Raw genomic sequence first — 26,087 nt, 5'->3', positions numbered from 1 at the left:
AACGGGGCAACGATTGCCGCCGGAAGCCCCGGAGCCCGGCATCTGGAAGGCCGCTGAACGCGCGCATGACACCGGATGCGAAATTTTCCCCGGCAAAGGGTTCACAGCCGCCCCTCACATGAGTATATGGAGGCCGTCACGCCGCGGCGACGCTCGGCTGACCGTTGGGGAATAGGTTAACGGTAGACCCACGGACTCTGACTCCGTTAGTCCTGGTTCGAATCCAGGTTCCCCAGCCAACGCTCTCCCGATCACTGATTTCATTGCCAGATTCCCTCTCACTGGGAATCCTTTCGCTGCCAATGTCCGGTTTGATGCACCAAACTGAGGCACAGGACTGGGGCACAAGTCGCCCGGTCCCCGGTAGGGCGCACGTAGGCAATGGCCGTACGACATCATGTTTCCAATCTCGTCCTGCGGGGCAACGTTTATTACTGGCGACCGAGACTTCCGGCCGGCACGGACAATTGCGGCCGCAGGAAGCACCTATCGCTAAGTCTGAGAATCACCGACCATGCGCGGGCCAAGTCCTTGGCCATGCAGTTGAACGCGCGATTGGAAGGCATTCGGTCGATGGGCATGACGGAAGCGTGGAACACCGAGCAACTTGCAATCCTGTTTCGGGACGAGATCTCGCGGGCGTCGGCCGAACTCGAGAGCTTCGCAGTCGCCGGGCGTCGCGTCGGATCGCGATCGGAGGATCAGCTCGTAGCGGATGAGGACGTGGGATGGGCCTACCGGTTGATTTCGGTGTTCGGAGCGCGTCGCAGCCTCGACTTCATCGGTGATTGTCCCGGCCTGCGCTATCTCCACCGGCTTGGTGTTCCGCCGGACCGGTTTCCCTTCGTCATCGATACGTTTCGACAAGAGCAGCGGTATCGCCGCTCCCTGAGCTTCGACAATCAGACGAGGGACCGTCTGCGGAACGCTGGCCTCGACGACGGTCCATTGATGCGCGAGCGAGCCGCGACGGAATTGGCGAGGGCGCATGCCGACGTTCTCCTCAATAGTCGCTCCTTCTATCCCGATCTCGCTGTTCTCGACGACGGACCCGGAACCGACGTCACTTCGGAGACGATCGGATTGGCTGAAACTCCGGCGGGGCAAGAGAGATCAGCCGAAGCCGGCGCACGGCAGATGCCGGTAAGCGACCTGATCGAGTGTTGCCGATCTTACCTGAATGGGCGTGAGAAGGAGATCGAGCCGCGGACCCGGCGCGACATCGACGTGGTCGTGGCGACGTTCGTCGACGTCTTGTCTGAGCACGGAGTACCGACACTCGGGGAAATGCAGCAGTTTCACCTCGGCGCCCTGCGGAGGCATTTCGACGAGATCCTCCCGAGCTACGGTCAGAGCAGCCAGCTCGCCCGTCTTGGGGCGAAGGACCTTCGATCGGCCTCGGCGCAGCGTGTTGCGGATGCGATCTCGGCGGGCACCCCACCCCCGGTCCTCGGCCTGTCGCCGCAGACCATTCGCAAGCACCTCGGTAACCTGGACGGATTTTTGAAGCACGTAAAAGCACAGGGGTATCGGGTTGCGGCTTACGAGCTGACCGGTTTGCGGCCGAAGAAGGCGAAGAAAACGAGCGTAAGGAACCTGACCCAGAAACCCGGACCCAGTCGGGTCAGCACGATCTTCCGGATGCCGATCTTCAACGGATGTCGCTCATCTCTCGAGCAGGATCGGCCGGGGGGTATCATCTACCATTCTGCCAATTATTATGTGCCGTTGCTTCTCACGTATCTGGGACCACGTCGGTTTGAAATTGCTGGTCTGACGGTCGAGGATATTGTTGCAACAGAGAACGGCCACGGCATCAACATCGACACGAATTGCCTGCGGCGGATCAAGAACGTTTCCTCGATCCGGATGCTCCCCGTGCCTGACGAACTCGAGCGCTTGGGCTTCATCGATTATGTCAGTGCGATCAAGGATCTGAAATATCAGGCTCTGTTTCCGGAGCTTTATGATCCGCGAGATCCGCTCAGCGAGCAGGATCCGGGCGATCGCTTCTACAAGGATTTCGCACCCCTGGCGCAGAAGCATTTCAAGTCCCAGGACGAGGTTCTCTGGGCCCGGTTGCTGCATGCAATCCGCCATGGTCATGCAGACACGTTGAAGCAGGCGGGCGTCGACAGTCTTGTCATCGACGATATCGCGGGGCGCTTCGGGGAAGGCGAGACAGCGACGCGCTACACGAATCCGGCAGGACTATCGCTTCTGCGAGAAAAGCTGCGCTCCTATCCGATTCTCACGGGTCACCTGTCGCGGCGGTCGTTGAATCTCCTGCCTTGGGTGAAGGAAAAGCGCCTCCCTCCTTGGGCTGAGTAGGAAATCCCGAAACGCTTCGTCGACTGAGCTGCCAAGAGGGTAGCAAACGACAGGCGACCTATCAGGGGGCAACGGGGCGGAGAACAATCCCGCGCGCGCGGGATCGGCGGCGGCTTGGCCGTATGCCGCGCGATACGAGCGTCATGGTCTGACGGAGCGTCGCCTGGCATGGGCGGACGATTTGGCTCACTTCAACCGAATGGAGCCTTTCATTGACGACTTTGCCCGTTCCCGCAGCGCCGGCCGGCCCGCTGCGCCAGCGCCTGATCGATGAGATGGACCTGCGGCGTTTCTCCCGCGAGACGCAGCGCAACTACATCCGCGATATCGGCCGCCTGGCGCCCAACACGGCGAGCGCCGACGATCTTTGCCGCTTCCAGGTCGCCTTGCAGGAGGATGGTGGCGGCCTGCCGACGATGAATGCCGTCCTCTCGGCCCTCCATCGCCCAGCCAGTCCTGTCGAGCATCGGCATCCGGAACTGCCGAAGGGGCGCCTCGACCCGGCGGAGGCAAGTCAAGAGGAGCTTTTGTTTTTATCCTGTAACGATAATATAGATACCTGCTATACGACATATAGCAATAAGAGAGCTATCCATGTGGTGCCAACGAGAAACCGGCTTCCGCAGCAACAGCTTCGCCCCATCCAAAGACGCGTCGCCCAAGCGGGACCAAGCCATCCGTTTTCGCTTTCTAGTCTACAACAGTGCTAGCAGATAGATAGACGTTATACAGTGTATAGCTAAATGGGGTTAGTGACTCCCTATGCGCTCTGATGTCCAGATTCGGAACGGCTGCCTTTCCGCTGCGGATATCGCTATCCAGCGCCACTCACGCGCATTGGGGGCGCGGCGTTCACCGCCTGTCGGCAAGAGGTGGAGCAACCGCCGCGTGGCGTGTGTGTTGCTCAATCGTAACACCCGAAGGAGTTTGGCACCTAGGAGATCTTTTCGCATCGGAGCTTTCGAGCTGCAATTCGATCCTTTCCTCGCGACGATTTGTCGTTGGAGGAGTTCGAATATGCCAATTGTCAGGACCATTGCTTCGTTGAAGGGAGGGGTAGGGAAGACCACCCTCACTGCTGCAATGGCCGGCGAACTCGCGGAGCGGGGGAAGAGGGTACTCATCCTCGACTGCGACGCGAATTTGCCCTTCCAGCTCTGGCAGAATTCCGAATTCGTACCCCGCGAGATCGACATCGCACCGATTTCCAATTCACGCGACCTGCTTCGCGCGATCGCGCTCGGTAAACAGGAGTTCGACGAGATTCTCGTCGATCTGCCGGCGGGCGGTTCCCAGCTGATGGTCAACGCTGTCGCCCATTCGGACGTCGTCTGCGTCCCGTTCCGAGCGGCGTTTCTCGATGTCAAAGAAGCGATCGCGACGCGCCATGTTTGTTTCGACATATCGCGGGAGTTCCGAAAAGCACCGGCATTTGTCGTCTGCGTGCCTATGGCCTTGACTGGACTGCATCTTCGCGAGCGAATTACGAGAGAGGCAGTCGAACTGCTCCATTCCGATCCCGATCTCGTCGCGACGAGCGGAACGACCGATCGCACCGCCTATCGACAACTATTTAACCCCGAAACAGGAGGTGCGACGCTCTATACCTTGCCTGACACTGTTACGAATATTGCATCTTCGCGCGCGCAGATTGCTCTTCTCGTGTCGCACATCGACGATTTGCGACGGCGGCATCAGGAAATTTTCGGAATCGATCGAGGGAAGGCAACACGATGAGGCTATCACATGAATGATTACCATGACCGGCCGATCGGGTCTTCGAAGGATGGGGGTGGTCGGGTCGGGTCGAAGGACTCTGACCGGTCCAGGAGCTTCTCCCGCCGCCACGGTTTTGTGCTCGACAACGAGCCGGAGCGGAAGATGGAGCCTCCTGCCGAGGATGACAGGATACCCAAGCGTCGTTCGCCGAAGCGACGGCCGCCGACTCAGCAATTCAACATGCGTATCGATGTAACGCTCTTTCAGCGGCTTTATCGCTTCTGCGAAAGCCGCAATCTGACGCTGACGGAAGTCGTGGAGGATGCCATCGAACGTGTGATCCGAGATTCGCACGGGACAAAGAAGTCATCTGGCGATCGTTGAGAGGCTGCCGGCCGTTTGAGATGCTCGGCCTATAAGCTGCCGGAGGCCTACAAGGGAATGAAACTTTGAAATCGGCCAGTCTCTTATGGCGCGACACTCAAAGACCATCTCCGCGACACCGTTGAGTTGTCTTTGGCTGCAACGCGCCCAAGAAGACGGACGCCGCCACTCTTTGGAACCTCACATGCCCTTCGAAATCCGCGATCCAAGCTTCCGCCTAGCCTGGGTTCCGGTGTGGGTGCATGAGAGTTATGTTATCGAATAGAGCAACGTTTTCGACCTAGGATCTCAAACAATTTAAATAAAAATTGCTTTATATTAGCACCATTAAGCACCCTGAGCGATTTCTCAGGCCTAACACCTATGATTCTTCATTTTCCTGCCATACGTTTTGGCTATCGACGGCAATCCTGTCGTCGACCACAGTGGTCTACTGTGTGGTGACCGCAGAGGCGGCCGCCAGGGGAGTTGGCGCTCCCCCAGCAGCCTGACCACCCTGATGCTCGTAGGAGAGTTCAGAATGGCTGACGCGTTTCTCGCGTGCACGGCGCAGTCGTGCAAGAAAAATTCCACCAACACCGACGACATCGTTACCGGCCCTCGGCGGCCCACCGACAGCCCCGCGCAGGGCGGACTGCCGCCGGCCGCGTTCGGTCCGACGCGCCCCCACGCGCTGGTCATCGGCGGTTCGATGTACATCGCGGGCCTCGCGCCCGCAGTGCCGATCGCCAATATCCCCGATCTCCCGGAAGATCTCAGGGATCGGTTCAGGGCCGCTGCGGAGCGTCGTAGTGCGTCCGCCGAGGAAAGCCGTAAGGCCGCAGCAGCGCACCCCGACGATGCTGACCTTCCCACCTTCGCCTTCCCCAATTCGACCGCCGGCAAGCCGGAGACTGAACAGGCCAACGAGTCGTACACGGCCGGGCCGGTTTTCTGCACTGCCGAGGTGACTGCGGCACGCAAGCTTCTCGAGCGCTTGAAGAAGCGCCGCTTCATCTTGGTTCGACCGGAGGGGCTTCGGATGGCGGCCGGTGTGACCGTTCGTTCCGAGCTCTGCAGAAAGCTTTCGGCCGTCGGCATGATCGATGTCACGGAATGGCGGGGCGGCCTGGTTGTCCGCCTGACCGGTCCGCGCGGCTGACGCCTACACGGAAGCGGGGCAAACCTCAGAATTTCGGGCGGCCATGAGTGCCGCTCGAACTTCGCTGTCCACGTCTTCTATTCCTGTTTTCCCTACAAATTTGGGCTGGCTCGTCGCTGGCAGGAGAATTGCATGCCTTCACTAAGCAGCGGGGCCCCGCGGCCTTCGCAGAACCGCACGCGCAACGCCTCCGCGACCAACGCGGGGTTTCCCGGTTTGAATTCCGTCCACTTGACCGAGCATCATCGTCATCGTCCTGGTGCGGCGGGGGACGTGGATCCGATCGCGACCTACATTGACCGTCTTGCTGATACCATCGTCGCGAATGCGCTGGCGGCGGCAGACGCAACGGAAATGGATGCGACGTTGGGCGATCTGTCGCGTCTTGGCAGTGCACTTCGATCGACGATTATTCGAGTCGGCCAGTCTATTCCCGATGTTATCGCGCAGGCACTCGCGCACGACGATCGTCTGATTGTGCTGCGCGAGTACCAGCTGCCGCTAACCCGCCCCGCAGCCGAAATTGTCGACAACAACAGAAGCTCCTCGGGCGTCGAGCTTGCACATGATCGATATCCAATGGGCTCTTATCGCGCAGATCTCGTCGTGATCGATAATGAGACGCAGCATGCAACTGTCATCGAATGCCGGCGCGGAAGCGTCGCGCTCTCGACCCCAAAATGTGGAGCAACCGTCCGGCTCTTGCGCATCGCCGGGCTCACCGCGAGGCGAGCGCTGGAAGCTGACAGTTACCGCATTTCGACCGTCTCGTGTGGCATTATCGATCGATATGGCAACGGCGGCTACGCCACGCTGATGACAGTGGGGCCAGATAGGCTCGACGACTTTTTTGGCGTACCGATCGTCGCTTATCTCGACAGGCTTGATGAGCAGATTCGTCAAAAGCTGATCCACTCTCTGATGCCGGCCTTGTCCGCTTTGGCGGCCGGTTTCGTGCCGGCGAGCATCGAAGAGAGCAACAATCCGCACGGGCGAAGGCACGTTCCGGACGACCAATACGGCACCGACGGGGACAGCATTCTCGGTTTCCGGGCGGGTGGCCGCGAGCCGGTTCGTCTCGACTTGTCGCGAATGATTGGCCCCGTCGAACGCAGGACTGCCGCTAACAGACCCGCCGGCAGTGCAGCGCCGAGTTGTGTCTCTGTTAGTGGGACCATTTGCGATCGCCCGCCTGTGGAGCCGGGGCGGCCGCGCTTCTGAGCAAACTCCGGCCTGGTTCGAGGCGCCGTCACGCCGCCCCTGTTGGCAGTCGATCTGCCGAGCGCTCTCAATGGTTCGACATTAAACGCACCAATTCTCTCAGTTCCGAGAAAGGACCGACTCATGTCTTGCGTCCCTGATAACTTCGACTCGTCCGGCAGGCGCCCCCAGCCTCCATCGACGGCTACCGTGCTTCACATCGATACCGCTACTCTGGTCGGAGCAACCTTGAGGCTCGGAAAGCGACCGTTGGAAAGCAAGGAGCTTCGGCAGCTCAAGGAGAACCTGAATTGGAGGGCGGCCAGCGGAGACCAGGCCGCGCGCATGGCATTGCGGTGGCTTGCTGTTCGGACCGCCCGGACAGAGGTGATCCGATGACCGTGAAGCGGGGCAAGCTCTCCAGCCTTAAGCCCAAGGCGAAAGCCGTCTCCTCAGACGTTGATGCGGCAGCAGAAGAGGCCCGTATCGACAACGAGATTGCAGATCGCCTGAAGGCCATGCCGCCTTCGACCCGCATGCTGTTCGATCGGGTCTGCAGGGCGGTGCCTGGAGTTGTGGTTAGTCGGCTGCGGGAACGGAAACCGACCTTCGTTATCGTCCGTGTGGCGTCCAACGAGTGGCGCGACGCTGCACTGTACGCTGTATGGATGGCGCTAGACCACGCCGTACGGACCGGCTTCATGCTGTTCGGTGTCGAGCATCACCATATCCCGGCGGATGAGATCGCGGCTAGGGCATCGCAGCGGAAGACTCAACGCGAGCGGACGCAACAGGTACTTTCCACGCTTGCGAGCGGCATCACGATCGTCGCTCTCTCGCCGGGGGAGGACCTAGATACGGCAGCGCTGGCGATCGCAGATATGGAATGCGATCTCACGACTATCGACGTGGCCGACTTCGACGCCATTATGGCACATGCGTTTCCAGGCTCATCTTACACTTGGTCCAGCGAATTTGTGATGTCGACGGTCGAACCGCGCTGGATCGACCTTGCTATTGCACGATCGACCACCGCGAACGATGCGGTTCAGATGATCGCCGCAATCCATGACCGGCCACCTGAGAATTCCGAAGGTCCGGGCTTGGAGGACCTGCACGGATATGGTCTGGCTAGAGAATGGGGCGAAAGGCTCGTCGCAGCCCTCAGGGATTACCGGGCCGGCCAACTGACTTGGGACGACGTGGATGCGGGCGCGCTGTTGGTTGGGCCGCCGGGAACCGGGAAGACGCTTTTTGCAAGCGCACTTGCCCGTTCGTCAGGTCTCTCTTTCTTCCCGACCTCATATGCAGCATGGCAAAGCGCCGGAGAAGGTCATCTCGGTTCGGTCTTGAAAACGATGCGCCGCGTCTTCTCCGAAGCATCGGCCGCCACGCCAGCGCTGATCTTCATTGACGAGATCGACACCCTGTTGGCGCGCGGCGCAAGTCAGCGAAACGACGATTGGTGGAGGACGATCAACAATGCCCTCCTCGAAGCGCTGGATGGCACAGCGCGTCGTGAAGGCGTCATTGTAATCGCGGCATGCAATGACGATGCCAACCTGGATCCGGCGCTCGTTCGGTCGGGCCGTCTCGATCGGAAATTCGTGGTCGGTTTGCCGGATGAGGCCGATCTTTCCAAGATTCTGGTGCACCACCTTCCGTCCGTTTCCGAAGTCGATATCCAGCCAATCGCGGTCACACTAGCTGGTTCAGCTTCGGGTGCGGATGCTGCTCGTATTGCTCGCGATGCCCGTCAGCGTGCTCGGACTGAGGGCCGGTCTGTGACTGGGTCGGATCTTCTTGCTGTGGCCCTACCTGCGGATGATCGGCCGCAGATCATCCGGCGCCGAATTGCAGTCCACGAAGCCGGGCACGCGGTCGCGATCTTGTCTCGGGGCAGCGTGCCGACCAGTCTGTCGGTTGCGGCGGCCTCCGGTGGAAGAGTTACGTATGATCGGCACCAAACGGAGTTGCTATTGCCGGATTTCTCGGCGCAGCTTTCTATTCAGCTGGCCGGCAGAGCTGCCGAAGAAGTAGTGCTCGGTTCGGTGTCCGCGGGAGCGGGCGGTCCCGCGCAATCGGATCTCGGCAAGGCCACAGGTCTTGCCGAGATGATTGAAGGGCGGCTCGGATTGGGCTCTAGGATCGGCGTCGTCGAATCTGCCGATGAAGCGGCGGTCGAACGTCGGCTGCGCATGGCTTATGCAGACGCGCTGCTCGCCGCGATTCAACATCGGCATGCAATCGAAGCGCTCGCCGACTTGGCGCTTGAGAAGCGGGTTCTAGGGAAGGCGGCCCTGGCGGAATTCTGGCACTCGTTCAAGCCAACGAAATTGCCGATTATCAATATGAAAGGAGGGAGATGAGCGCGGTCGTAAGACTAGTCCGAACGGTTCCCACCAGGAGTGGATCGATCACCCGATCGTGCTGGCATCGATCGAGGGTGTTGATGCAGGCGCCGTCCGGTCTCCAGAACAGCTTGTACCAATTCAGCTTCCCGGTGGAGACGACGACATGATCGTCGTCGTCTCCGATTTCGACGGGCGGCAGGATTACTACAGCCTAGGAGTTTATTGGCGGCGTAGATACGGGACGACATTGGTCCTGTCGATTAACCGACTGACCGAGGGTCCCTATACCGCATAGGGCAGGCCAACCGGAAGGCTAGCTGCGGATATCGCCAGACCTGCGACCCTGCTACGCTGGCCTCCACCTCCGCACCGAGGAGCACGGCATGGCGCGCATCAAAAAGATTCGCCGGGCTTGGCCCCCGCCAAGATGGTGAATAACGTCGAATGGCGTAATGCTCATCGCAAATCCGTCACTGACGACTGCCCAGCTGGACACCGTCCCGTCCGTGATCGCAACAAATCTCCGCATGCGATCGCCGGGTCGACCGATCTGCCGTTTTCCCCTCGGAGCTTTCGACACTGTCCCGTAGCCTCAAGCTGTCGTGTAACGGGAGGGGGTGCCATGTCATGGTCGGATGAGATCGCAATCTGCGAGGCCTTGCAGATCGATTGGGGTGACGACGCAGACAGCTCAAATCGACGCAGCTTGCAGACTGTCGAACGCTATCGATATCAAGCCAAATGCCTGATGCGTCGTGCAGGAACGACAGAGACTCCAGGCACGATTGGGGACGCTATAGATCTGCTTGTCGCGATGGCCCCAACACTGCGCCATTCCACGTGTCGGCAATATCGTGCGGCGCTGCTGCAAACGCTTCGCGACCTTTACGACGGCGGCAAGTTGGTGATCACGAGAGCGGCTCAGTATTTGCGTAGACTAGGCCTCCTTGATGCTGCTCCCTTGGCACATGGAAGTCGCAATCTGCCGATCCGATGTGGCGCCGGCCGGCGTCGCGGTCTGTCGCAGAAGTTGCGCCGAGAAACCGTCCTGTGTTTGGCAGAATCCCGAAAGCCCATGGCAAAAACGCTGGCCAGAATCTTAGCGATTGGCGATATGGTCGGATTACGACCGTCAGAATGGGCCAACTCTTGGGTTCAAAACGACGTGCTTTTCATCTCGTCTGCAAAGATGAGCGATCGCATGATGCGGGGCCTCGTGCCAGTTCGCGAACTCAATCTAAGGCCTCTCGGCCGAAAGTGCATCGAAACGATCAAGTTGATCTGCGACGATTTGCAGAAGAACCTGAGGCACTATGGGAGTGAGGAAAAGGTCGTGGCTCGCTGCGCGAAACTGCTCCAGATCCATCGTACCGATCCACTCATGACACTGCGGTCCCTTCGGCATCAGTTTCGGAAAAACGCGCAGTCCGCAGGGTGGAATTCGGCCCAGATCGCGGTCGCGATGAATCACCGGTCCGCAGCGTCGCAGCATGCTTATGGACGCGATGCGAAAGGACGCCGAGGAATCAAACTCCCGGGCATTGATCATTCCTTGACGATATCCGTTCGCCCCGCCCGCGCCGATCCTGAAGCAAGGAATCGGATGAGCGTCGAGAATATCGCGGCTCGCGATCTCGTCGACGATTTGGACGAGTTCGCTCTTGCTCTCGTCCCACGATGAATTCGGCATCTACCAAGATGGCGAGCCGCGACAAGGTCCCAAATGCGAATTCCGAATGATGTCGCCCGCGTTTCCGGGAAGACGTGTCAACGTCGGAGCAAAACCAGGCCCACCGTTTATCCTGAGGATCAGGGGTCAGTGATGTCGCCGGTATCGGGATCCACGGTCTTGGCGGTGGCATGGTTTTGCTCCGCCCTTGCCGCGGCAGCCCGACGTCGTCCGGCGGACTGCCTGAGGCGGTAGCTGTCGCCGTTCATCGTCAGGATATGGACGTGGTGCGTCAGGCGATCGAGCAGCGCACCGGTGAGCCGCTCCGACACCAGGGCGCTCGTCCAGTCCTCGAACGGCAGGTTCGACGTGACGATATGGTGGAGCCGCGCTCGTAGCGCTGCGAGAACACCTCGAACAGAAGCTCGGCGCCCGTCGGCGACAGCGGCACGTAGCCGAGTTCGTCGAAGATGAGGAGTTGCACCGCCTGAAGATCGCGTTCCTGCTTCAGAAGACGGCGCTTGTCGCGGGCTTCCATGAGCCGCAACGAAGCAATCATCGGTTCTCACTGAACGCCCACGCTGCGGCGGGTCTGGGAAAGCAGCGAGGACACCAACAAGGCGTCGATGACTTGCATGGTTGAGGCATCGGCGGAAAGGCCGGGTACGGCCAGCGACCAAATGGCGAAGGCCACCGCCGAGGGGATCATGTCGAACCAAGGGATAGTGAAAGAAACATCCAAACCCGCAGCCTGTCCTTTGCGAAGACCTCCCGGAAGGTGGCATGGCCGGCCAGCAGCAGCGGCGGTGTAAGCAGGGTGAAGATTGCGTTCAGCCACTGGGGATGTCAGCCATGCCGCCCAGGGCTGGCCCAGGAGGCCGATCTCAAAAGAGCGGTCAAGACGCCCGACCGGAGTGGAGCCGCGTCGACTGCGTCGATATGGCTCGTCGCCCTCACGACGACGAGACCTTCCGTGCAAAGCGCACCGTCCATCTGTTTCGACGAGCGTCGCGGCGATTGTCGCCCACCAGCCGTCGCGTTGCGTTCCCCCCGCCCTTGTTACGACTCCGCCGCGCTGGCCAAGCCTGCTGCTTTCGAACCTGCGCTGTGGTAAGGATCGAAAATGTCGAATGCGCTCAGAGTAGCTAGGGGAACGTTCGGTCGTGTCGCGCTGCTCGACATGGACCGCCCGCTCGTGCGTCACGCTCATCCCCACTGCCATGTTCTGTTGAAGGTCGAGGGCGCGGATACGCAATTCTCGGTCGGCGATCGCATCGCGCCGCTGACCGACGAAAGCGCCATCCTGATCAACGCCTGGGAGCCGCATGCCTACGCTCATTACGACGGGCAGCCGGCGACGATCATCCTCGCCCTTTACATCGAGCCGGGCTGGCTTGGCGGGTTTCGCTCGAACTGGAAGGCGAGCGGCGCGCCGGATTTCTTCGCAAAGACTGTCGGCGCGACGACGCCCTGCATACGCCGCCTGTCGCGGAGCCTTGCCGAGGCGATGGTGCACGATCCCGCAGATGCGGACGGCCATGAGCGCCTTCTCGCCGAATTGATGATCGCCATCATCGAGCGCTTCGCCGCGTGGCGGGACACGCCGGTCTCGCTGCGCCTGGCGGCCGCGGCGGTCGTCGATCCGCGAGTTCGCAGGGCCACACGGATGATCGCCACCGATCCGGGCGGCGTCGGCAACATGGACCGGCTGGCCAGCGACGTCGGCCTGTCACGGGCGCATTTCTTCCGGCTGTTCGAAACCTCGCTCTGTGTCAGCCCGCGCGTCTACCTCAACGTCGTGCGAATGGAGCGTGCGGTTAAGGCAGTGTCGGAAGGGACGGCCTCCTTCGCGGCCCTCTCCGAGAGCCTCGGTTTTTCCGCGCCGGCGCATTTTTCCCGCTTCTTTCATGACCATGCCGGCTCCTCTCCGAGCACGTTTCGTCAGGTCGCGGCTTTTCGCTCGAGCGGTCCAGACAGCGGCGATTTTGGGACTCCTCGGTAAGTCATGTGACGCTTCGGGATCGCGGCGGCGAACCCGAAAGCCGTAACCTCCCATGAGAGGCGCCCGCTGAGGCGTCGGGGAGGTTCAATTGACGATCAATCCATCCGCCGATCGTTGGATCGGCCGATCGGTTCCGCGTGTCGAGGATCCGGCGCTCCTGACGGGACGTGCCCGTTTCGTGGATGACATGCCAACGGCGGTCGGCACAATGGAAGCGGTCATCGTCCGCTCGCCGCATGGGCACGCAACGATCCGCTCGATCGACGTGTCGCAGGCGCTTAAGAGCGAAGGCGTCGCCGCTGTCGTCACGGGAGAGGACGTCAAGCGTTTGACGCGCTCGATGACCGTCGGCGTCAAGGCGGATGTCCAATGCTGGCCGATCGCGACGGATCGCGTGCGCTATGTCGGCGAGCCTGTCGCTATCGTCATTGCCGCCGATCGCTATCTTGCGGAGGACGCAGCGGACGAAGTTGCGGTTGACTACGAGGTTCTGCCGGCGGTGGTGGAACCGGTTGCAGCGCTTGAGAACGATGCGCCGGTTCTGCATCCTTCGCTCGGCTCAAATCTCATCAACGAGCGTCGTTTTTCCTACGGCGATCCGGAAGGTGCCTTCGCATCGGCGGCGCACCGGATCAGCATCGACGTTGCCTATCCCCGTAATTCCTGCACGCCCATCGAGACCTACGGTGTCGTTGCCAGCTACGAGCCGGGCGAGGACGCCTACGACATTCTCGCCAATTTCCAAGGGCCGTTTTCGATCCACGCGGTGGTGGCCCGTGCGCTGAAGGTCCCCGGTAACAGGATTCGGCTCAGAACGCCGCCATCTTCCGGTGGCAGCTACGGGATCAAGCAGGGCGTCTTTCCCTACATGATCCTGATGGGCGTCGCGGCGCGTATCGCCGGCCGGCCGGTCAAGTGGATCGAGGATCGGCTTGAGCATCTCGCCGCCTCTGTCTCCGCGACCAACCGTGTGACGCGGCTAGAGGCGGCCGTCGATCCGGACGGCCGGATCACGGCGCTCGACTGGGATCAGATCGAGGACTGCGGCGCACACCTGCGCGCGCCCGAGCCGGCGACGCTTTACCGCATGCATGGCAACATGACCGGCGCCTATGCGATCGACAATCTTTCGATCCGCAACCGTGTGGTGCTGACCAACAAGACTCCGACCGGTCTCAATCGCGGCTTCGGTGGTCCTCAGATCTACTTTCCGCTCGAACGACTGATGCAGCGCATCGCAAAAGAGCTCGATCTCGATCCGCTCGACGTCATCCGCCGCAATCTCGTTCCCGCAGCGGGCTTTCCCTATCGCACTGCGAGCGGCGCGCTGTTGGATTCCGGCGACTACCAGTCCGCTCTCGATCGAGCGGTTTCGCAAGGCGGTCTCAACGAGCTGAAGCGGCGCCGCGACGAGGCCCGCGCCGAGGGCCGGCTCTACGGTATCGGTCTTGCCGCCGTGGTCGAGCCGAGCGTCTCCAATATGGGCTACATCACTACCGTTCTGACGCCCGGACAGCGCGAGAAAGCTGGGCCAAAGAACGGCGCCCAGGCAACGGCGACCATCTCCATCGATCCGCTCGGCGCGGTTTCGGTCAAGGTCGCCTCCGTGCCGCAGGGGCAAGGGCATCGAACGGTCTTGTCCCAAGTCGTCGCCGACACGCTCGGCCTCGATCCGACGGCGATCACGGTCGTCGCCGATGTCGATACGGGGCGGGACGCCTGGTCGATCGCGTCAGGCAACTATTCCAGCCGCTTCGCACCCGCCGTGGCGGGTGCCGCCAAGCTTGCGGCTGACCGATTGCGGGCAAAGCTCGGCGAGGTCGCCGCCGGGCAGCTGAACATTCAGTCAGGGGAAGTGGAGTTTGGTAAAGGCCGGGCGTTCGCCAGATCCAATCCTGACAACTCGGTGTCCTTCGCGCGCGTTGCCGCGGCCGCCCATTGGGCGCCGGGAACCTTGCCTGACTCGGTCGACCAGACCATCCGCGAGACGGTGTTCTGGACGCCCGAGCAATTGCAGGCGCCGAATGCCGCGGACGAGGTGAATTCCTCGCTCTGCCACGGTTTCATCTTCGATTTCTGCGGCGTCGAGATCGACCGGGACACCGGCGCTGTCCGGATCGACCGTTATGTGACGATGCACGACTGCGGGACGATTCTGCATCCGGCGATGGTCGATGGCCAGGTGCGCGGCGGTTTCGCCCAGGCGCTGGGCGCAGCACTCCTCGAAGAGTTCGCCTATGGCGCGGACGGAAGCTTCCTGTCGGGAACGCTCGCCGACTATCTGATCCCAACGGTGATGGAAGTCCCGGAGCCGATCATCCTGCATTACGAAAGCCCGTCGCCCTTCACGCCGCTTGGCGCCAAGGGAGTGGGCGAAGGCAATTGCATGTCGACGCCGGCTTGCATCGCCAATGCCGTCGCTGACGCGATCGGCGCCGACGACATCGTGCTGCCCGTCTCACCGAGCCGCATTGCAGCGCTTCTGGCCGGCGACGAACCCCAGCCGAAGGTCAAGCCGACGCAAGTGGAGGACACCGCGCCCGGCGGCCAGCGCAAACTGACCGGTGGGGGCTCGGCGGAGGTCGCGGCTTCGCGCGAAGAGGTCTGGCGCATGCTGCTCGATCCGGCAACGCTCGAAGCGATCATTCCCGGCTCGCACGGCGTCACAAAAGTCTCCGAGACCCATTTTACCGCCGACGTGACCTTGGGCGTCGGGCCCGTCAAGGGACGCTACAAGGCCGATATCGAGCTGTCGGACCTCGACGCGCCGAATGCCGTGACGCTGAGCGGCAAGACCGTCGGGGCGCTGGGTTCTGGCGAAGGGTCGGGCCGGGTCACGCTGGAGGATCTCGGCGGCGGGCGGACCCGCATCTCCTATTCCTACGAGGCCGGGATCGGCGGCAAGGTCGCCTCGGTCGGCGGCCGGCTTCTCGACGGCGCGGCGCGCGTCGTCATCGGCCAGTTCTTCAAGGCGCTGGCCAATCATGCCGGCGGCGGAAAAGTGCCGGGGGCAGGGGTGTTCGCCCGGCTCAAGGCACTGATCGGAGGTGGCCGATGAAGCCGGCTCCCTTCGACTATGTGCGCGCCGATGCTCTCGGTGAAGCGCTCGATGCACTGCACGAGGCCGGCGACGAGGCCCGAGTGATCGCCGGCGGCCAGTCGCTGGTGCCGATGCTCAATATGCGGCTCGCCCGGCCATCAGTCCTGGTCGACATCACGCGGGTTTGCGAGCTGCAACGGATCGAGCAGCGAAAGGGGCAGGTCTTCGTCGGGGCCGCGGTCCGGCAGGTCGAGCTGGAACGTTGGGCGCCGCTCGCCGGCCTCCTGCCGATGATCGCGGCGATGATGCCATGGGTCGGCCACGCCCAGACCCGGTCCAGGGGCACGGTCTGCGGGTCGCTGGCCCATGCCGATCCGAGCGCCGAACTGCCGCTTGCTCTCCTGGCCCTCGGCGGCGAGATGCATCTGCGCAATCGCAGGAAGAAGCGCGTCCTGGCTGCGTCGGCGTTCTTCATGGGCATGATGGCGACCGCCGTCGAGCCCGGCGAGATGATCGAGGCCGTCGCCTTTCCGGCCCATCCGATGGGAACGGGAACCGCGTTTCGCGAAATCGCACGCCGGCATGGCGATTTTGCCATCGTCGCCTGTGCGGCAATCGCACGGCCGGACGGCACGAACCGTCTTGCCGTCGGCGGCGTCGCCGACACGCCCCAGGCGATCGATCTGCCGGACCCGTCCGACGACGGGTTCGAAGACGCCCTCAACGAATTCGCCTGGAGCCTCGGTGCCCGCGACGACCTGCATGCCAGCGCTCGCTACCGCCGCGACCTCGTGCGCTCGCTCGGGCGCCAGACCGTCAAGGAGGCCATCTCATGCCGAAGCTGAGCCGAGAGGGACGCCACGCCATCGGCTTCCGCCTCAACGGGCGGGAGGTCACCGCGCATGCGCCCGGACGGATGTTGCTGACGGATCTGTTGCGCCACGTCCTGGGCGAAACCGGCACCCATGTCGGCTGCGAGCACGGCGTCTGCGGCGCCTGCACCGTGCAGGTGGACGGCGAGCCCGTACGCGCCTGCCTGATGCTGGCGGCGCAGGCCGAGGGCGCGGACATCCGCACCGTCGAGGGGCTGGAGCCGGCGGCCGGCGAACTCTCGCCGCTCCAGGCGGCGTTCCGCGAGCATTTCGCGCTGCAATGCGGGTTCTGCACCGCCGGTATCCTGATGAGCCTCGACGCACTCTTGAAGCGCGCGCCGGACGCTTCGGAGGCGGTCATTCGCGAACATCTCTCCGGGCACCTGTGCCGGTGCACCGGCTACGCGCCGATCGTCAAAGCGGCGCTCGCCGCGCAAGCGCAAATGAAGGAGGAGGAGGCCGCCAATGCTTGACCTTGGGACCAGTCTCATCGCCAGTGTCGAACGCGATCCGAACGCGCTCGCGATCTCAGACGGCGATCTTGATCTGACCTATGCCGACTGGTTCGCGAAGATCTCGGCTCTGGTCGATGGCCTGCGGGCGATGGGCCTGAAGCCCGGCGACCATGTTCTGACGATCATGCAGAACCGCTGGGAAAACGCGTCGCTCCACTGGGCCGGCCAGCTGGCGGGGCTGATCGTCACGCCGCTCAACTGGCGGGCCAAGCCGGACGAGATCGACCATGCGCTGGAGGACAGCGAAGCCAGGGCGATCTTCTATCAGGACGTCGCGGTTGCAGCGGTCGCGGCGTCGCAGAAGTCGCGGAACGTGCCGAGGATCATGGCGGGTGAGGCGGAGGACGGCGCCGACTCGCTGGGCGACATGTTGTCGGGCAGCGCCCCCGACGCCTCGCCGCAGGCTTCCGCCGACGACTGGTCGCTGATGCTCTACACGTCCGGCACCACGTCGCGGCCGAAGGGCGTGCCGCGCCGCCACCGCGCCGAGCGTGCCGCGGCGCTCGCCCATGTCGCGCAAAACCTCTATCGGCATGGCGAACGGACCCTCGGCGTCATGCCACTCTACCATACGATGGGCGTCAGATCGCTGCTCGCGTCCTCACTGATCGGCGGCGCCTTCGTCTGCCTGCCGCGCTTCGACGTCGCGAGCGCACTGAAGACGATCGAGGCGAAGAAGGTCACCAACCTTTATCTGGTTCCGACGCTCTACCACGACATCATCCACCACGAGGCGTTCTCGAAAGCGCGGGTCGCCTCCGTCACCAAGCTCGGCTTTGCCGGCGCCTCGATGACCGACGGGTTGATGAAGAAGCTGAATTCCGCCTTCGAGCCGGAACTCTTCGTCAATCACTACGGCTCCTCGGAGGTCTACACCTGCACGATCGACCAGAAGGCGCCGTTGAAACCCGGCTCGGCAGGGCGGTCCGGGCTCAACCAGATGATCCGCGTGGTAACGCTCGGCGCCATTGACGCCGAGACGAAGGCAAAGCCCGGCGTCGAGGGCGAGATCGTCGCGCTGCTCAAGGGCGACGAGGCCTTCGAGGGCTATTGGAAACGCCCCGAGGCGACCGCCAAGGCGATCCGCGACGGTTGGTACTTCACCGGGGACACCGGCTATTTCGACGAGGAAGGCGACCTGTTCGTCACCGGGCGTGCCGACGACATGATCATAACCGGCGGCGAAAATGTCTCGCCGGTCGAAGTCGAAAGCTGTCTCTCGTTGCATCACGCCGTCGCCGAGGTCGCCGTCGTCGGCCTTCCGGATGAGCGCTGGGGCAAGATCGTCACGGCCTTTGTCAAGCGATCGGGCGCCGTCGACGAGGCCGATCTCGACGCCCATTGCAAGAGCTCCGGCCTGGCGAATTTTCGCCGTCCGCGTGCCTACGTCTTCGTCGACCAGATTCCGAAGTCCCCGGTCGGCAAGCTTCTGCGCCGCAAGCTCGTCGCCGGCGAATACGACGCGGAAACAGCCGCCCCTGCGAGCGGCGACACCCAACTCTCCTGAAACAATTGAGGAACGTCCATGAGCGAAACCTACAGCTTCAGCGACCCGCGCCTTGCCGAACTCGACGGCTTCAAGGTCACGATCGACCCGGCCAAACAGCGTGCCGACATCGTTCTCGCGCGCCCACCCTACAACATCATCTCGATGCCGGAGCGGGACCAGCTTCGGCTCGTCTTCGAGATACTGGACGATGACGCGCGCGTGCGGATCATCGTTCTGTCCGGGGAGGGCGAGCATTTCTCCTCCGGCGGCAACATCAAGGGCTTTCTCGAGGCCAGCCCCGAACACGTCTCCAAGCTCGCCTGGAACATCGCCGCTCCGGCCCGATGCTCCAAGCCGGTCATCGTTGCCAACCGCGGCTACACCTTCGGCGTCGGCTTCGAGATTTCGCTCGCCTGTGATTTTCGCATCGTCTCGGAGACCTGCCGCTATGCGCTGCCTGAGCAAAAGCTCGGCCAGATCCCCGGCTCGGGCGGTTCGGCGCGGCTGCAGAAGATCGTCGGCGTCACGCGGACGAAGGACATTGTAATGCGCTCGAAGCGCATCCCCGGCAAGACGGCGGTCGAATGGGGCATCGCCACGGAATGCGTCCCTGACGGCGAACTCGAGACGGCGGTGAGCGCACTGGTCGACGAGCTTCTGGAGTTCTCGCCGATCGCCCAGCGCACGGCGAAAAAGATGCTGAACGAGACCGACGACGCCTTCCTGACCACGGCGATCGAACTCGAAGGGCTGAACTACAGCCGTCTGCGCCAGTCGGAAGACTTCAGGGAGGGCGTGGAAGCCTTCCACGCGAAGCGAAAGCCCACGTTCAAGGGACGCTGAGCCAGCCGTCGACCGGTTTATTCGATTCAGGGGAGGAGAAAACATGGACAGCACCAAGGGCCGCTTCATTGAGCCGGGACCCGGGATCGGCGCCGGACTGCGGAGCCTGCCGGCAAATCTCAATCTGAAGACCGGCAGCGCCGGGCTCGTCGCGGCAATCTTCGGCTGCTCGGGACCGGCGCTCATCGTGATCGGCGCGGCCGGAAGCGGCAATCTGACGAATGGCCAGACGGTGGCCTGGCTGCTGGCCATTTACGGGCTCGGCGGTCTGATCAGCTTCGTCATGGCGCTTTACTACAAGATGCCCATCACCGGCGCCTATTCGATCCCCGGGGCGGCTCTGGTGGCGGGATCGTTGGCGACCTTTCCGTTTGACCAAGCGGTCGGCGCCTTCGTCATGGCCGGTGTCATCGTGCTGGTGCTCGGCGTCACAGGGCTGATCGGCAAGGTGATGCGCTGGCTGCCGATGCCGATCGTCATGGCGATGATCGCCGGGGCGCTCATTCGCTTCGGCATCGGTGCCGTCACGGCGATCGACAAGCTGCCGATCGTCGTCGGCGCCGCGATCATCGCCTTCTTCCTGTCCATGCGCCTGACTAAGGTCGTTCCGCCGGTGCTTTCCGCCCTGGTGGTCGGTCTCATCGCGGTCGCATTGACGGGGACGTTCGGGGCGAGTGAGGCCGGCATCAGCTTCGTCGCGCCGGAATTCACCGCGCCCAGCTTCACCCTCGACGCCTTCCTGGCGATCGCGGTGCCGCTCGCCATCCTGGTGGTGGGCGCCGAAAACGCCCAGGCGACGGGTGTTCTCATCGCTGAAGACTATCGCGCACCGGTCAACGCCATGACGATCATTTCCGGCATTGGCGGCATCCTCGCCGGTTTCCTCGGAGGCCACAACGCCAACATTGCCGGGCCGATGACGGCGATCTGCTCGTCCGATCAGGCCGGCGAGGACAAACAGGGGCGCTATGTGGCGAGCGTCGTCAACGGCGTGCTCTTCGCCTCCTTCGGCATCTTCGCGGGCGCAGTCGTGCCGCTGATCCTGATGCTGCCCGGACCCTTGATCGGCGCCGTCGCAGGGCTCGCGATGATCAACGTCCTGGTCATGGCGTTCCAGTTGGCCTTCTCGAAGCCGGCGGGTTTCCAGATCGGCGCCTTCGTTGCTCTCGTCGTCGCGATGTCCGGCATCTCGATCCTCGGCATCAGTGCGCCGTTCTGGGCCCTGTTCGCCGGCGCGGTGGTGTCGGCTCTCGTGGAATGGCCGGTATCGCCCGAGGCGGGAGCAAGCCCTTCGGCTCCCGCGACCCGCTGATGCTCGCGCAGCCGGGGCCTTCGGAGGTGATGCGTCAGAACGAGCGAACAAGAGCACGCTCGATCCTTGATCCCCAGCTTCTTACTGAAGCTGGTTCCTGCTTCGGATATATGCTCGAGCGAGCGGGGCGCCAGATTGGCGCCCCGTTGCTTTGTCGATGAAAGGAGAACTCTTGGCCGACGAACTGTACTGGGACGATCTTGAGGTGGGGTATCGCTTTGAAAGCGAACAGTTCGCGGTGGAGGCAGAGGCCATCAAGGAATTTGCTGCCGCCTTCGATCCGCAGCCATTCCACCTGGACGAAGTCGCAGCTGCCGAGAGCTTTTTCGGGGGCCTGGTCGCCAGCGGCTGGTATGTGGCCGCTCTGACGATGCGCCATTTCGTTCTGGAGGGGCTTCCCGTCAAAGGGGGGCTCATCGGTGCCGGAGCGGAACTCGCATGGGTTCGGGCGACCCGTCCGGGCGATGTGCTTCATCTGTTCAGCGAAATCGTCGAGTGCCGCCCCTCGCGGTCCCGCCCCACCCGTGGAACTGTGACCATTCGCAGTGAGACGCGCAATCAGAACGGCGAGGCCGTGCAGATCATGACCACGCGCATCGTCGTACCGCGCCGGCCATCGGCCGCGGAGGGGCAAGCGTCGACTGGTCCGGCTCCTGCCTGACGGGCGGCTGCCGGAGGTCGCGAGAGCATGACACGTAGTCATCCAGCCGCTTTCCCGATCCGTGGCTCTCGCGTCTGAAGTGCCCAGGCGCAAAGCCCTGCAATGATCGCGAAACACACGAGCGTCGAGACAAGGCCCGGCAGAACGCTGCAGATGCCTGCTGCCAGAAAGGTCCCCCGGGCAGAGGCCGGGAGTGGACGAAACAGCCAGCCTATCGTCGCGGCGGCGATCGCCAGAAAGCCCATGACGACGTTCGTCATCGCCCATACGGCGTCGAGCGGCGATCCGATCAGAAGAAGTCCGGGATGGACGACCGCCGCGAACGGGATGACGAAGCCCGGAAGCGAGAGGCAAAAGGCTCGCCACCCGGTCTCGGAGGCGGATGCGCCGGTGATCGACGCCGCCGCATAGGCCGCGAGCGCGACCGGCGGCGTCACCATCGACAGGATGGCGAAATAGAAGATGAAGAAGTGGGCCACCAGCGGCTCGATTCCGAGACTTGCAAGGCTCGGCGCGAGCAGGATGGCGGCCATGATATAGGCTGACGTCGTCGGCATGCCGGCGCCCAGAACCAGGCTCGACAGCATGGTCAGGACGAGGAGCAGCGGGATCTGGCCGGCCGCGACGGTGACCATGAAGCTGGTGAATTTTGTGCCGAGCCCGGTGAAGCTGATGACCGCGACGGCGATGCCGGCGAGAGCGCAAGGCAGGGCGACCGTCACCGCCCGCTGCGCTGAGACCACCAGTCCTTCGACAATGGCGATCGGGGTCTGGCGGGTCGCTCCCCGCAGCGTTCCGACCACGACGGTAACGGCGCAGGCTTCGATCGCCGCGCCCTCGACCGGATAGCCGGCGACGATGCGGTATGCGAGCCATAGAAGCGGAACCAGCAGATGGCCGCGTTCGATCACCACTTTGCCGATTCCGGCTTGCACCGCCCCCTGTTCCGGACGGGCGCCGCGACGTCGCGCTTCGAGATCGACCATGATCAGGAGTGCGATGAAATAGGCGCCGGCCGGCAGGATCGCGGCAAAGACGATGGTCTGATAGGGAAGCTGCAGGAAGTCCGCCATGATGAAGGCGGCCGCGCCCATCACCGGGGGCACGAGCTGAGCGCCAGTCGAGGCGGCAGCCTCGACGGCTCCGGCGAAGCGCGGATCGTAGCCGCTTCTGCGCATCAGCGGGATGGTGAAGATGCCGGTCGACATGACGTTTGCGACAGCACTCCCGGACACGCTCCCGAGCAGACCCGAGGAGGCGACGGCGGCCTTGGCCGGGCCGCCGATGCGCCGGCCGGTCAGGGTCAGCGCCACGTCAATGATAAGCCGTCCCCCGCCATAGACGTCGTAGATCGCGGCGAACAGGATGAAGTAGAAGACCGTCGAGACCGATACTCCGACCGGGACGCCGAAGAGCCCCTGCTGCGACAGAAACTGCGAATCGATGAAGCTCTCGAGTCCAGAATAGCGGTGCGCGAAGACGCCGGGAAGGTAAGGACCGGCAAAGAAATACACGATGAAGGCGGCGGCGAAGATCGTCAGGCCCCAGCCGAGATACGCCTTGCCCACGACAACCAGGAGCGCGATCAAGAGAAGGCCGAGGACGTAGTCGGGCACCGCAACCGGGTCCAGGCCCGGAATGCGCTCGCTCATGAAAAATGCGGCGTTCCAGGCGATGTAGATGCCCGGCGCGATCGCCATGAGCGCAAGGGTCAGCCAGAACGCATGGCTGGCTCGCGAAGGCGTCTGCCGCGCCAGCATCGCAAAGGCCAGGGACGCGGCGAAGGCGACATGGAGGCCGCGCTGCGCGAGCGTGTCGATCTGCGGCCAGATCGCGAATGCGATCTGACTGAGGGTCCAGGCGAGCGCGATGAACGCGGCGGGGCTAAGGAGATCGTTCCATCCGAAGGCGCGCTGATTCACCTGCGTCGATTCCATCGTCGACATCGGTCCGCTATCCGCCGCCAATCAGTTCAGCCAGCCTTGCTCGCGATAATACCGCTCGGCGCCCGCATGGAGCGGCAAGCCGTTATTCTCCATCTTCCAGGCGCCGTTCTCGCAGCTAAAGTCGCTCAAAGCCTTATGAGCCTGCTTCAGGCGCTCGGTGTTCTCGCAGATCGTCTTGACGATCTTGTAGGCAAGATCGTCCGACATCTCGGTGCTGGTGAAGAGGGTCGTCGTCGTGCCCGGCAGATCAACGTCTTCGTCCTGGCCAGGAAATGTTCCGGAGGGCAGGGTTGCGACCTGCCAGCCATAGTTCTCGCGCATCGAGGCGAGAATCTCCTGAGAGGGCTCGAGGAAGGTCGACGGTGTCGTCTGGGCAATCTCGGTGATCCCCGGATGACCCCGAGTACCGACCTGGACAAATACGTCGCCCGAACCGGAGGCGAAGCGCGACTTGACCATGTCGAAGGACCCGAATTCGTAGCTGCCGCCACTCGACGTGAGCTCGTCCTCGCCGGCGCCGGCGATATTCAGAAGCTGCTCGCCGCCGAAAGAGCCGATGCTGCCGCGGCGCAGGAGCGTCACGTTCGCTTCGGTATGGGTTTTCAGATAGCCGCCGAGTTCAGAATCGACGTCGCCGCCACGGGCCAGGGGGACGAGGTAGTATTGATCCCAGCCGCCGACGAGGGCACGCAGATTGCCGAGTGGCTCTTCATATGCATGCTTGCCCTCAAGTGCCCAGCTTCCGACGACCGCCATGCCGAACGCCAGATCGGCGCGGCCTTTGGAGACCAATGCGGGATTGCCGACGCCACCGGCGATCGGCGGGGAGTCAATGGTCGATCCAGAGGGAAGCTCGTCCTGCAGCAGTTCCGCGAGATTGACCGCGTAGACGTACCAGCTGGATCCCTGCTGGAAGGATCCGATCGTTAAATTGACCGGAGCGTCTTGCCCATGAGTGGGGACGTTTGCGGCTACGAGTGCCGCGCCGACCAGCAGGGGCGTCAGGAATTTCGTGGAATAGCGTTCGAAAACAGTCGTCATGGGGCCTCCCAACCCGGTTTGGCGGTTCGGAAACCGCTTGTTGCCAGCATGCGGTGATGCATCGTTCACCAGGTCGAAGCGCATTGCGGAACCCTATGGTGACAAGCCCAGTCCGGCGGCGCTCAGAGCTCTGCGATACGCCTCTGTTCGCCCTGCGCGTCTGCGCCTCGTGTCATGCTGGTGCCCCCAAGGCTAAGCCGGGAAGGCCAGTGTTCATAATAATAACGGATGATGGTTCTGATAACCGGGCGCTATGGAAGCAAGTGCTCCGGGCACGTTCGCCGTTGCCGTCACTGGATGAACAGAGTCGTCAAGACCGGCTGCCAGGCCAGGAGAACGATCACCAGGATCGTCGCCAGGAGAAACGGCGCCAGCGGCTTGACGATGTCGGTCGCCTTGCACCCGGAAACACTCGCCGCGACGAAAAGGCCGGTGCCGACGGGTGGCGTCAGAAGCCCCAGGACGAGGTTGAGGCAGATGACGACGCCGAAATGAAACGGATCGATGCCGTAGGCTGCTACCGCAATCGGCAGGACGATCGGAACGATCAGGATCAGCGCGGCGATCGCATCGATGACGCAGCCGACGACGAGCAGCAGGAGGTTGAGCAGCAGCAGGAAGACGAACGGGTCGTTCGTCAGCGACTGCATGTAGGCTGCGATGGTCTGCGGAACCTTCTCGTAGACGACGATCCAGCCGAACACGTTCGCCGTGGCGACGAGAAACAGCACGGTCGCGCTGTTGGCGACGAGACGGGTCATCATCGCCGGTACCTGGGAGAGGCGGAATTCGCGGTGGACGCTGGCGCCGACGACGATCGCGGCGACGGCGGCAAGGGCGGCCGATTCAGTAGGCGTCGCAATCCCCGCCGCGATCCCGCCGATGATGACCACGGGAATGGACAGGGAAGGCAACGCACCGAGCAGCGCTCGCCAGGCCTCATGGCGCGACATCTGATCGCCGCGGGGATATTCGTAGAAGAACCCCATCAGCGCCACGACGCCGATGAAGAGCGCACCCATGAGGAGACCCGGGAGGATGCCGGCGATGAACATGTCGCCGATGCTGATCTGCGCCAGGACGCCGTAAATCACGAAAAGCATGGAAGGGGGAATGATCGGAGCCATCAGCCCGCCCGCCGCGGTCACCGCGGCAGCAAATTCCCGGTTGTATCCGCGCCGTTCCATCTCCGGGACCATCACATGGCCCATCACCGCGATCTGCGCGTTGGTCGATCCGATGATCGACGCCATGAACATGTTCGCGACGAGATTGATGTAGGCGAGCCCACCCTTCAGCGAGCCGACGAAGATGCCGGCCAGGGCAATCAGCCGCTTCGTGATGCCGCCTTCGTTCATCAGCTCACCGACGAGCATGAAGAGGGGAATGGCGAGCAGGCCGTATTTTTCCAATCCTCCGTAAAGCTGCTGGGGGAAGGACTGGAAGAGCAGGGTATTGCCGCTCCAGCCAATATAGATGGCGGCGGTCAGGGCCAGGACAAGCGCGATCGGCACACCGGCCAGAAGCAATAGGAAGAAGGCGGCGGGAACCATCTCGGCAATGTCCGG

The 26,087-nt window shown here is 62.7% G+C and carries 20 protein-coding genes, 1 tRNA gene and 1 pseudogene; 16 read left to right on the top strand and 6 right to left on the bottom strand.

The window, feature by feature from the left end:
* Nucleotides 1-165: 165 nt before the first annotated feature.
* Nucleotides 166-239, top strand: a tRNA-Gln gene (locus N7I30_RS06450).
* 142 nt (nucleotides 240-381) lie between these two features.
* A complete protein-coding gene (locus N7I30_RS06445; RefSeq protein WP_498637548.1) occupies nucleotides 382-2,331 on the top strand; it encodes a DUF6538 domain-containing protein in 1,950 nt (649 codons plus the stop codon).
* Between the two features lie 209 nt (nucleotides 2,332-2,540).
* On the opposite strand, the gene N7I30_RS06440 is transcribed toward N7I30_RS06445, so the two are convergent.
* Nucleotides 2,541-2,804: a hypothetical protein gene (locus tag N7I30_RS06440; protein ID WP_498637546.1), complete on the bottom strand. Its 264-nt coding sequence runs from the start codon at nucleotides 2,802-2,804 to the stop codon at nucleotides 2,541-2,543.
* 544 nt (nucleotides 2,805-3,348) lie between these two features.
* On the opposite strand from N7I30_RS06440, the gene N7I30_RS06435 reads away from it, so the two are divergent.
* The 6 genes from N7I30_RS06435 (at nucleotide 3,349) to N7I30_RS06410 (ending at nucleotide 10,810) form a co-directional block, all read left to right on the top strand.
* Nucleotides 3,349-4,068, top strand: a complete 720-nt coding sequence (locus N7I30_RS06435) for a ParA family protein (RefSeq protein WP_498637544.1) — start codon at nucleotides 3,349-3,351, stop codon at nucleotides 4,066-4,068.
* 9 nt (nucleotides 4,069-4,077) lie between these two features.
* Nucleotides 4,078-4,434, top strand: a complete 357-nt coding sequence (locus N7I30_RS06430; protein ID WP_498637542.1) for a hypothetical protein — start codon at nucleotides 4,078-4,080, stop codon at nucleotides 4,432-4,434.
* A gap of 520 nt (nucleotides 4,435-4,954) precedes the next feature.
* On the top strand, nucleotides 4,955-5,575 hold the full coding sequence (locus N7I30_RS06425) for a hypothetical protein (protein ID WP_498637540.1): 621 nt from the start codon (nucleotides 4,955-4,957) through the stop codon (nucleotides 5,573-5,575).
* Nucleotides 5,576-5,707: 132 nt separating this feature from the next.
* Nucleotides 5,708-6,796 carry a hypothetical protein gene (locus N7I30_RS06420; protein WP_498637538.1) on the top strand — a complete coding sequence of 363 codons (1,089 nt, stop codon included), beginning with the start codon at nucleotides 5,708-5,710 and terminating at the stop codon, nucleotides 6,794-6,796.
* Nucleotides 6,797-7,170: 374 nt separating this feature from the next.
* Nucleotides 7,171-9,144, top strand: coding sequence for an AAA family ATPase (locus N7I30_RS06415; RefSeq protein WP_498637536.1), 1,974 nt, complete (start codon nucleotides 7,171-7,173; stop codon nucleotides 9,142-9,144).
* Between the two features lie 607 nt (nucleotides 9,145-9,751).
* Nucleotides 9,752-10,810, top strand: coding sequence for a hypothetical protein (locus N7I30_RS06410; protein ID WP_498637534.1), 1,059 nt, complete (start codon nucleotides 9,752-9,754; stop codon nucleotides 10,808-10,810).
* 128 nt (nucleotides 10,811-10,938) lie between these two features.
* Here N7I30_RS06410 and N7I30_RS06405 read toward each other — a convergent pair.
* Nucleotides 10,939-11,339, bottom strand: a pseudogene (locus N7I30_RS06405) (ATP-binding protein); the annotation flags it as partial.
* Between the two features lie 24 nt (nucleotides 11,340-11,363).
* Nucleotides 11,364-11,540 (bottom strand): hypothetical protein, encoded by a 177-nt coding sequence (locus N7I30_RS06400; RefSeq protein WP_187392715.1) that lies wholly within the window; start codon nucleotides 11,538-11,540, stop codon nucleotides 11,364-11,366.
* Nucleotides 11,541-11,921: 381 nt separating this feature from the next.
* On the opposite strand from N7I30_RS06400, the gene N7I30_RS06395 reads away from it, so the two are divergent.
* The 8 genes from N7I30_RS06395 to N7I30_RS06360 all read left to right on the top strand — a co-directional run bounded on the left by N7I30_RS06395 (nucleotide 11,922) and on the right by N7I30_RS06360 (nucleotide 21,532).
* On the top strand, nucleotides 11,922-12,800 hold the full coding sequence (locus N7I30_RS06395) for a helix-turn-helix transcriptional regulator (protein ID WP_498637532.1): 879 nt from the start codon (nucleotides 11,922-11,924) through the stop codon (nucleotides 12,798-12,800).
* Between the two features lie 88 nt (nucleotides 12,801-12,888).
* Nucleotides 12,889-15,858 (top strand): molybdopterin cofactor-binding domain-containing protein, encoded by a 2,970-nt coding sequence (locus N7I30_RS06390; RefSeq protein ID WP_187392713.1) that lies wholly within the window; start codon nucleotides 12,889-12,891, stop codon nucleotides 15,856-15,858.
* Entirely contained in the window at nucleotides 15,855-16,685 is an 831-nt protein-coding gene (locus tag N7I30_RS06385) for an FAD binding domain-containing protein (RefSeq protein WP_277024383.1), read from the top strand. The genes N7I30_RS06390 and N7I30_RS06385 overlap by 4 nt, the downstream gene beginning before the upstream one ends.
* The gene (locus N7I30_RS06380) at nucleotides 16,673-17,185 is read left to right on the top strand and encodes a (2Fe-2S)-binding protein (protein ID WP_187392711.1); all 513 of its coding nucleotides are present in this window, start codon (nucleotides 16,673-16,675) and stop codon (nucleotides 17,183-17,185) included. Before N7I30_RS06385 ends, N7I30_RS06380 begins: the two co-directional genes overlap by 13 nt.
* Nucleotides 17,178-18,734 carry an AMP-binding protein gene (locus N7I30_RS06375; protein ID WP_277024379.1) on the top strand — a complete coding sequence of 519 codons (1,557 nt, stop codon included), beginning with the start codon at nucleotides 17,178-17,180 and terminating at the stop codon, nucleotides 18,732-18,734. The genes N7I30_RS06380 and N7I30_RS06375 overlap by 8 nt, the downstream gene beginning before the upstream one ends.
* An 18-nt stretch (nucleotides 18,735-18,752) precedes the next feature.
* Nucleotides 18,753-19,559 (top strand): enoyl-CoA hydratase/isomerase family protein, encoded by an 807-nt coding sequence (locus N7I30_RS06370; protein ID WP_498637529.1) that lies wholly within the window; start codon nucleotides 18,753-18,755, stop codon nucleotides 19,557-19,559.
* Between the two features lie 43 nt (nucleotides 19,560-19,602).
* Complete coding sequence (locus N7I30_RS06365; protein WP_187392708.1) at nucleotides 19,603-20,871, top strand: benzoate/H(+) symporter BenE family transporter; 1,269 nt, start codon at nucleotides 19,603-19,605, stop codon at nucleotides 20,869-20,871.
* Nucleotides 20,872-21,043: 172 nt separating this feature from the next.
* Entirely contained in the window at nucleotides 21,044-21,532 is a 489-nt protein-coding gene (locus tag N7I30_RS06360; RefSeq protein WP_498637526.1) for a MaoC family dehydratase, read from the top strand.
* 38 nt (nucleotides 21,533-21,570) lie between these two features.
* Here N7I30_RS06360 and N7I30_RS06355 read toward each other — a convergent pair whose 3' ends face one another.
* The 3 genes from N7I30_RS06355 to N7I30_RS06345 all read right to left on the bottom strand — a co-directional run bounded on the left by N7I30_RS06355 (nucleotide 21,571) and on the right by N7I30_RS06345 (nucleotide 26,072).
* A complete protein-coding gene (locus N7I30_RS06355; protein ID WP_498637525.1) occupies nucleotides 21,571-23,478 on the bottom strand; it encodes a TRAP transporter permease in 1,908 nt (635 codons plus the stop codon).
* A 21-nt stretch (nucleotides 23,479-23,499) separates the two neighbouring features.
* Nucleotides 23,500-24,519, bottom strand: coding sequence for a TAXI family TRAP transporter solute-binding subunit (locus tag N7I30_RS06350; RefSeq protein ID WP_498637523.1), 1,020 nt, complete (start codon nucleotides 24,517-24,519; stop codon nucleotides 23,500-23,502).
* A 290-nt stretch (nucleotides 24,520-24,809) separates the two neighbouring features.
* Entirely contained in the window at nucleotides 24,810-26,072 is a 1,263-nt protein-coding gene (locus N7I30_RS06345) for a TRAP transporter large permease (RefSeq protein ID WP_498637521.1), read from the bottom strand.
* Between the last annotated feature and the right edge of the window lie 15 nt (nucleotides 26,073-26,087).

This window comes from Aurantimonas litoralis (genome assembly GCF_026153195.1).
In the GTDB taxonomy this organism is placed as follows: domain Bacteria; phylum Pseudomonadota; class Alphaproteobacteria; order Rhizobiales; family Rhizobiaceae; genus Aurantimonas; species Aurantimonas coralicida.
Note: the sequence above shows the minus strand (reverse complement) of the source record. Positions and strands in the feature narration are given on the sequence as shown.

Excerpts from the sequence above, each read along its gene's own strand:
- N7I30_RS06445 (WP_498637548.1), top strand. The coding sequence starts at position 382 with ATGGCCGTACGACATCATGTTTCCAATCTCGTCCTGCGGGGCAACGTT.
- N7I30_RS06440 (WP_498637546.1), bottom strand. The coding sequence starts at position 2,804 with ATGCCGATGCTCGACAGGACTGGCTGGGCGATGGAGGGCCGAGAGGAC.
- N7I30_RS06435 (WP_498637544.1), top strand. The coding sequence starts at position 3,349 with ATGCCAATTGTCAGGACCATTGCTTCGTTGAAGGGAGGGGTAGGGAAG.
- N7I30_RS06430 (WP_498637542.1), top strand. The coding sequence starts at position 4,078 with ATGAATGATTACCATGACCGGCCGATCGGGTCTTCGAAGGATGGGGGT.
- N7I30_RS06425 (WP_498637540.1), top strand. The coding sequence starts at position 4,955 with ATGGCTGACGCGTTTCTCGCGTGCACGGCGCAGTCGTGCAAGAAAAAT.
- N7I30_RS06420 (WP_498637538.1), top strand. The coding sequence starts at position 5,708 with ATGCCTTCACTAAGCAGCGGGGCCCCGCGGCCTTCGCAGAACCGCACG.
- N7I30_RS06415 (WP_498637536.1), top strand. The coding sequence starts at position 7,171 with ATGACCGTGAAGCGGGGCAAGCTCTCCAGCCTTAAGCCCAAGGCGAAA.
- N7I30_RS06410 (WP_498637534.1), top strand. The coding sequence starts at position 9,752 with ATGTCATGGTCGGATGAGATCGCAATCTGCGAGGCCTTGCAGATCGAT.
- N7I30_RS06395 (WP_498637532.1), top strand. The coding sequence starts at position 11,922 with ATGTCGAATGCGCTCAGAGTAGCTAGGGGAACGTTCGGTCGTGTCGCG.
- N7I30_RS06385 (WP_277024383.1), top strand. The coding sequence starts at position 15,855 with ATGAAGCCGGCTCCCTTCGACTATGTGCGCGCCGATGCTCTCGGTGAA.
- N7I30_RS06380 (WP_187392711.1), top strand. The coding sequence starts at position 16,673 with ATGCCGAAGCTGAGCCGAGAGGGACGCCACGCCATCGGCTTCCGCCTC.
- N7I30_RS06375 (WP_277024379.1), top strand. The coding sequence starts at position 17,178 with ATGCTTGACCTTGGGACCAGTCTCATCGCCAGTGTCGAACGCGATCCG.
- N7I30_RS06370 (WP_498637529.1), top strand. The coding sequence starts at position 18,753 with ATGAGCGAAACCTACAGCTTCAGCGACCCGCGCCTTGCCGAACTCGAC.
- N7I30_RS06365 (WP_187392708.1), top strand. The coding sequence starts at position 19,603 with ATGGACAGCACCAAGGGCCGCTTCATTGAGCCGGGACCCGGGATCGGC.
- N7I30_RS06355 (WP_498637525.1), bottom strand. The coding sequence starts at position 23,478 with ATGTCGACGATGGAATCGACGCAGGTGAATCAGCGCGCCTTCGGATGG.
- N7I30_RS06350 (WP_498637523.1), bottom strand. The coding sequence starts at position 24,519 with ATGACGACTGTTTTCGAACGCTATTCCACGAAATTCCTGACGCCCCTG.
- N7I30_RS06345 (WP_498637521.1), bottom strand. The coding sequence starts at position 26,072 with ATGGTTCCCGCCGCCTTCTTCCTATTGCTTCTGGCCGGTGTGCCGATC.